We start from the raw sequence: 6,710 nt of genomic DNA on the forward strand, positions 1-6,710 counted from the left end.
GAGCGGGCCCGCGGGCGCGGCGGGGCCGGTGCCGGTTGGACCGGCGCCCGTGGGGTCGGCGCCGGTCGTGGTGCGCGAGGCGGCCGACTCGCCGTTCTGGCGTCAGGTCGCCGGCACCGTGATGCGCCACCCGGTACTCACCGGCCTGCCGGTGATCGCGGTTCTGCTCGTCCTCGGGGCGCCCTTTCTGCACGTGAACTTCGGCACCCCTGACGACCGGGTGCTGAAGCCGGGCTCGGCGGACAGCCGGATCGTCGGTGATGCCCTGCGGGGCGCGTTCGCCGCCGACATCGGCGGCGCGCTCGACGTCGTCGTCCAGGCCGCCGGGCCGGGCATGATCGACCGGTCCGCGCTCGCCTCCTACGCGACCGCGCTGTCCGAACTGCCGGACGTGGCCCGGGTCGATAGCGCCCTCGGGTCCCACATCGATGGGCGCCGGGTCGTACCGTCCGGTCCGGCCAGCCGACGGTTCGCGATCGCCGGAGCGGATTCCCTCCAGGTTGTGCCCGCGGTGGACTATGCGTCGGACCGGGCGCAGGCTCTCGTCCGGGCCGCGCGTGCGGTGCCGGCGCCCGCGGGGACCAGTGTGCTGATCGGTGGCGCATCCGCCGTCCTGGTAGACGGCAAGACCACGATCGCCGACCGTCTCCCGGTCGCCCTCGGGCTGATCGCGCTGGCGACCTTCGTGCTGCTGTTCCTGTTTACCGGCAGCGTGCTGCTACCGGTGAAGGCCATCGTGCTTAACGGGCTGGTGATGTGCGCCGTGTTCGGCGCCTCGGTGTGGATCTTCAGTGACGGCCACCTGTACGGGTTCCTTGACTTCACCCCCGGCCCGCTGGACACCTCCATGCCGGTCCTGCTCTTCTGTATCGCCTTCGGGCTCTCGATGGACTACGAGGTCTTCCTGCTCTCCCGGATCAAGGAGGCGCACGACGCCGGCGCGCCCAACACCGAAGCGGTCGCCACCGGGCTCGCCCGGGTTGGGCGGATCGTCAGCACCGCCGCCGCGCTGCTCGCCGTCACCTTCGTCGCGTTCGGTACCTCGTCGGTCCGGTTCATCCAGATGTTCGGGATCGCCATCGCGCTCGCGATCGTGCTCGACGCCACCCTCATCCGAGGGGTGCTGGTCCCCGCCTTCATGCGGGTGGCCGGCGACTACAACTGGTGGGCCCCTGGCCCGTTGCGGACTCTGTATCAGCGGTTCGGACTGCGCGAATACTCCGTCCCGGAGCAGGCCGGGGTCAGAACCGTTCGAAGCCGCGCCGACGCTCCCAGTCGGTGACGGTCCGCTCGTAGCCGGCGAGCTCGACTTCGGCCGCATGGGCCAGATGGGCGACGACCCGATCACCGAAGGCGGCCCGGGCCACCGCACTGGCCCGCCACCCGTCCACCGCCTCCCGCAACGTCGCGGGCAGCCGTGGCACGTCCGGCATGGTGAAGGCGTTGCCCATCCGTCCGGGTTCGAGCGGGAGACGGTGCTCGATGCCGTAACGGCCGGCCGCGATCATCCCGGCGACGGCGAGGTAGGGATTCGCGTCACCGCCCGGCACCCGATGTTCGACGCGCAGTCCCGACCCGTCGCCGACCACCCGTATGGCGCAGGTCCGGTTGTCGCGTCCCCAGCTGATTCCGGTCGGAGCGAAGGAGCCCGGCGCCAGGCGCTTGTACGAGTTCACGTTGGGTGCGTACAGCAACGCGAAATCGGCCATGCAGGCGAGCTGCCCGGCCACGAACGAGCACATCAGCGCGGACATCCCGGCGGTGTCGTCGCGAGAGCCGGGGGGTGGGAAACCGGGGGGTGCGGTGCTCGGTGGGGCCAAGCCGGGGTGCCGGACGAGCGCCCCCTCACCTTCGGGGGACGGCGCGAACACACACGCCCCGCCCGTCCCGCGCAGGGACAGATGAACGTGGCAGGAGTTCCCCTCGCCCCCGTCGTACTTCGCCATGAAGGTCAGGGCCTGCCCGCCCGCCGCGGCGATCTTCTTGGCGGCGGTCTTGTAGAGGGTGTGGTTGTCGCAGGCCTGCAGCGCCTCGGCATACCGGAACACGATCTCGAACTGCCCCGGATGGACCTCCCCGCGCGCGGACTCGACCGCCACCCCGACGCCGGCCATCGCCCGCCGGATGCGCCGGACCAGATCGTCCAGTCCTTCCGTGCCGGAAAGCGCGTAGTCGATGTTGTAACGGCTGGCCGGGGTGAGATCGGTGTAGGAGCGCCGCGCAGCTCGACGGTAGGACTCGCGGAAGACCAGGAACTCCAGCTCCGTCCCGGCGAAGGCGGTCAGACCGGAGTCGGCGAGCGCGTCGAGCTGTCGACGCAGCACGGCACGGGGAGCGACGTCCACCGGGGACCCGTCCGGCCAGAACGCGTCCGCGAACACCACCGCGTCGGACGGATGCCAGGGTGCGCGGCGCAACGTGGTGAGGTCGGGCTGTAGCCGTAGATCACCGAAGCCGTCGTACCAGGGCGAGTGGGGGTAGCCTCCGTCGGTCTTCATGTCGACGTCAACGGCGTGCAGGTAAGTGCAGGTGCCGAGGCCGTCGGCGAGCACCGGTCCGGTGAAGTGCTCCGGGGACACGGCGCTGCCGACGAGCCGGCCCTGCAGGTCGACGGTGGCGACGATGATCTCCTCGACTGGTTCGGCTCCGGCCAGCAGGTCACGTAGCACTCCCCGGCCGGCTGCGTTCTCCCCGACCGCCTGATCGGACGATGACCCGGGGCCGATCGGGCGGGGCTGGACCCGCGGTGCGGGCCGCCCGGTTGGCTCAGGTGGCTCAGGCGGGCCCGGGGGGTCGGGATGGGCCGGAACCTGGGCCGATGGTGGGGTCGGAACCGGCGGCGATGTCATGCGTTCTCCGTTCATACCGTAGGCGGCGCCGGTTCCGTCGGGGCTGCCGGTTGTGCCGGGCCCGTCGTGAGGGTGGACACGTCGTGCAGGGGGTTCGCGACCTCGCCGTGCATCAGGTCGAAGCCTCCGTCCCGGTCGGCGCGATCGTGGAACCCGGCGCCCGCGAACTGCTCGCGGTTCAGGCAGACCCGACCGAACGCCGGCCCGAGGAGATCGATCGAGGCGAACCGCTCCCGCAGGGCCGGGAACCTCGCGTGGTACCGGTCGACCGTCGCCCGCACGAGCCGCCAGAACTGGTTCTCGCCTACGTCGAGATGATCCGCCACGAGCACCGCGAAGAAGCGGAAGTGCCCGGCGAACACCGCCGAGAGCAGGGAGTGGGCCAGGACCGGGCCGGGCCACCGCCGGCAGTGCTCGACCGCCTCCGGTGGCATCCCCCGCCGCTCGGGGAACTCGCCGGACACCAGTTCGATGTCCGCGCCGAGGTCCTTCACGGCTATGCGGCGGGGCATCTCCTCGGCATCGAAGATGCACAGGACGTTCTCGCCGTGCGGCGTGAAGGCCACGCCGTACCGGTACAGGTAGTGCAGCAGCGGCGGCAGGAGGGCGGAGAACAGCGCGGCGAGCCAGTCGTGTGCCGGCCGGCCCGAGCGGGCCACGAGCTCGGCGACGACTGCCCGACCGTCGGAGCCGACCGCCAGCAGGGACGCGAGGCTGCGCGCCCGCTCCCCGCCGTCGAGAAACCGCTCCACCGGATCACGCCAGAGCACGCCGAGTAGTTCGTGGAGGCGGTAGGGCGCGTCGGGGACGGCGTCGTAGGCCGGGTGCCGGACGGTGGCGCCGACGACCTCCGGAAGCAGGAGAACCCGGGTCACATCGCGCAGGAAGGGATCCGCGTCGCGCAGCCCGAGCAGCCAGCTCGACATCGCCGGTCCGGCGATGGCGTCAGCCGCCGACATCCCCCGCCACACCAGCGTGTTACGGATCATCAGCGCGAGCTTGACGTTCCGCCGGTCCGGCCGGTCGACGTTGGCGAGGGTGCGCACCGCCTGCAGGGGCAGGTACCGGTCCGGTGCCTCGCCCAGCGGGACCAGCAGACCGGTGGCGATCTCAGCCGCATAGAGCGGCACGATTACGTTCTCCCACTGCCACGGATGGACGGGTAGCCAGATATAGTCGGCGATCGTCGTACCGGCGGGTGGTCCGGCGGCGGGCGCGGGGCCCGGCCGGCGTGGATCGTCTGGCAGGGCCCGGCGGAGCACATCGGTGAAGTGGGTGCGGGTCTGCTCGTCGAGTTCCGTGGTGAGCAGGTCAGGCGCGGTCGACGAGCCCTGTCCGGAAAGGTCGATGGCCCCGGGGCCGCTGGTTCTGGGGCCGCTGGTTCTGGGGGCGCTGGCCTCGGGGGCGCTGGCGCTGTACCGCCCGATCGCGCGGTGTGCGGCCACCCACCGCAGTCGGAAGGGCCGGCGTGCCTCGGGGGTGTAGACAGCCGCGGCCGCGCCGAAACCGAGCCGTCCCTTGTTCGCGACGAGACAGGGATGGCCGGTCTGGTGCCCCTCGAGCGCGACGAACGGCAGATCGGCGAGATCCACCGCGGGAATCGCCGTTCCGAGTAGATGATGATCGGCGGCCTGGGTGGCGAGCAGATCGCGTACCACGTCGGCGAGGACCGGGTCGGACCAGCCGAGCAGGACCTGCATGTCCTGGAGGAAGCGGATCGGGTCGTCCGCCGGTGCGGTGCCCGGAACGGTCGGTGTGGTGCCCGGTTCGGGGGGTCTGCCATCCGGGCCGGGCGGCGTAACCGAGCGGGTCAGCGTAGCGGCATCGATCCACCAGGACCCGAATGTGCCACGTCGGGCGGTGAAGGCGTACGTGGCGCCCGCGGCTCGGAGCCGGTAACCCTGGATGGGACCCCGTCCGATCGGGGGGTGCCTGCGTCCGTTCGGGGCCACGCCGCGCACCGTGAGGTCGCTCGTCCGCGCCGGTGCGGTGGGTGTCGGCCCGCCCGGGGAGCCCGCCGGCCCGGCCGCGGCATCCGCTGGCTCGTCGGGTTGCGGACTGAGTAGCTCCTCGTAGGCCATTTCAGCGATGAGCTTGGCCAGCAGGGCACGGCCGGCCTGCCGCCATCGGTCCGCCGACCCGGTCCGCCCCGGGGACGGTGCCGCGGGCGGCGGCGCGGACCATGACGTGGTCAACGTCCGACCGTTCCGGCTGTCTTGGCCGTCTCGACCGGGGCCGGATCGCGCGGCCGCGCGCGCCGCTCGCCGGCGGCCTGGCCATTCCCGTCCGGCTGGCCCGACCGGGCGGGGACCCCGAAGGTCGTGAACGCCGACGGCGACGGCAGCCGGTACGCGTCGCCGTCGGTCAGGTCGTCGAGGATGACCGCGGCGCGCCAGGCGCCGAGGCCGAGATCGGGCGTCCCGACGCCGTGCGTGTGCAGCTCCGCGTTCTGGACGTAGACACGGCCGGTGAGACCGGCGTCGGTCGCCACCCGGTACCGGGCGTCGACGCGGAAGCGACCCCTGTCGTCGACGTCGATTAGCCCGGCGATGGGATCGAGCAGGGCCGGCTGGCGTGCGGCGTACCCGGTCGCAAGCACCACCGCGTCGGTGTGGACGGGAAAGGCGCGGTTCTGATCGCGGTGGCGGCAGCCGAGAGTGATCTCACCGTCCCGGTCCCGCTGCGAGGCCGTCTCCACGACGACGCCCGGCAGCAGCGTCGCCGCCACGTCCGCCCCGCCGATCGTCCGTTCGTACAGCAGGTCGTAGATCTCCGCGATGGTGTCCGCGTCGATCCCCTTGTAGAGCTGCCACTGAGCCGGGACGAGCGTGTCCTTGGCCGCCTGCTCCAGACCGTGGAAATAGCGGACGAAGTCGGGGGTGAACTGTTCGAGGCCGAGTTTGGAGTACTCCATCGGCGCGAAGGCGGGGGTGCGGGTGATCCAGGTCAGCTGATGACCGGTCACCGGTTGTGCGCGGAGCAGATCCGCGAACACCTCCGCCCCGGACTGTCCGGAGCCGACCACCGTGACCCGGGAAAGCCCCGCCAGCGCGGCACGCCGCTGCTGGTACTCGGCCGTATGGAAGGCCCGCCCGTTCGGCATCCCCGCGAAGGCCACCGGCATGATCGGTTCGGTTCCGATCCCGAGGACCAGGTGCCGAGCGGTCACCACCCGTGTCGGGGAGGCGCCGGACTGCCCTGCCTGATCGGACCGGTGGGGCTGGGCGATCGCCACCTGGAACAGGCGGGTGTCGGGATCCCAGCGGACCGCCTCGACGCGGGTGCCGAAGTGGGTGGAGTCGAGACCGTCGGCGACCCATCGACAGTAGTCGTCATACTCCCGGCGGGGGATGTGGAACCGCTCGTAGAGATAGAAGCGGAAGAGCCGGCCATGCTCGCGCAGGTACGCCAGGAAGGACCATCTGCTGGTTGGGTCGATCAAGGTGACGAGATCGGCGAGGAACGGCACCTGCAGGGTCGTACCTTCCAACAGCAGGCCGGGGTGCCAGCTGAAGGCCGGCGCCTGGTCGAAGAAGACGGCCCGCAGGCCGGGCAGCCCGTCGGCCAGGGCCGCAAGCGACAGGTTGAACGGTCCTAACCCGATCCCGACCACGTCGTAGGGCCGTTCGCCCCCCGCGGGCAGACCCGCGAACGCCGATCCGTCGTCGACGGTACGCGGGCGCTCGCCGCGAGCTGTGGACGGGGCGCGGAATTTGACATCCTCCCCGGCCTGAAGGCCGGGGGTTCCCACACCTCGCGGTGCGGGTTCCTGCTTCACCAACGGATGCCTCCTCGCGTCAGGAGCGAGGCGGTCTCACTCCGTCTCCACAGGCGGACACCGCGAGCCCCGCGGCCAGAATG

4 protein-coding genes are annotated in these 6,710 nt (G+C 71.6%); 1 reads left to right on the plus strand and 3 read right to left on the minus strand.

Annotation, left to right across the window (positions count from 1 at the left end):
* Positions 1-1,282, plus strand: a 1,282-nt coding sequence (locus AC08OT_RS17975) for an MMPL family transporter (protein ID WP_476603074.1), incomplete at its 5' end; no start/stop codon positions are given.
* On the opposite strand, the gene AC08OT_RS17980 is transcribed toward AC08OT_RS17975, so the two are convergent.
* From AC08OT_RS17980 to AC08OT_RS17990, 3 genes are read right to left on the minus strand one after another with little or no spacing between them, the layout of a single operon-like run.
* On the minus strand, positions 1,242-2,849 hold the full coding sequence (locus tag AC08OT_RS17980; RefSeq protein ID WP_476603075.1) for a glutamine synthetase family protein: 1,608 nt from the start codon (positions 2,847-2,849) through the stop codon (positions 1,242-1,244). The two genes, AC08OT_RS17975 and AC08OT_RS17980, sit on opposite strands and share 41 nt — an antisense overlap.
* Before the next feature lie 11 nt (positions 2,850-2,860).
* Positions 2,861-5,044: an IucA/IucC family protein gene (locus AC08OT_RS17985; protein WP_476603076.1), complete on the minus strand. Its 2,184-nt coding sequence runs from the start codon at positions 5,042-5,044 to the stop codon at positions 2,861-2,863.
* The gene (locus AC08OT_RS17990; protein WP_476594338.1) at positions 5,041-6,492 is read right to left on the minus strand and encodes a lysine N(6)-hydroxylase/L-ornithine N(5)-oxygenase family protein; all 1,452 of its coding nucleotides are present in this window, start codon (positions 6,490-6,492) and stop codon (positions 5,041-5,043) included. The genes AC08OT_RS17985 and AC08OT_RS17990 overlap by 4 nt, the downstream gene beginning before the upstream one ends.
* Positions 6,493-6,710: the final 218 nt, after the last annotated feature.

Source organism: Frankia sp. CgJB1 (assembly GCF_977947065.1).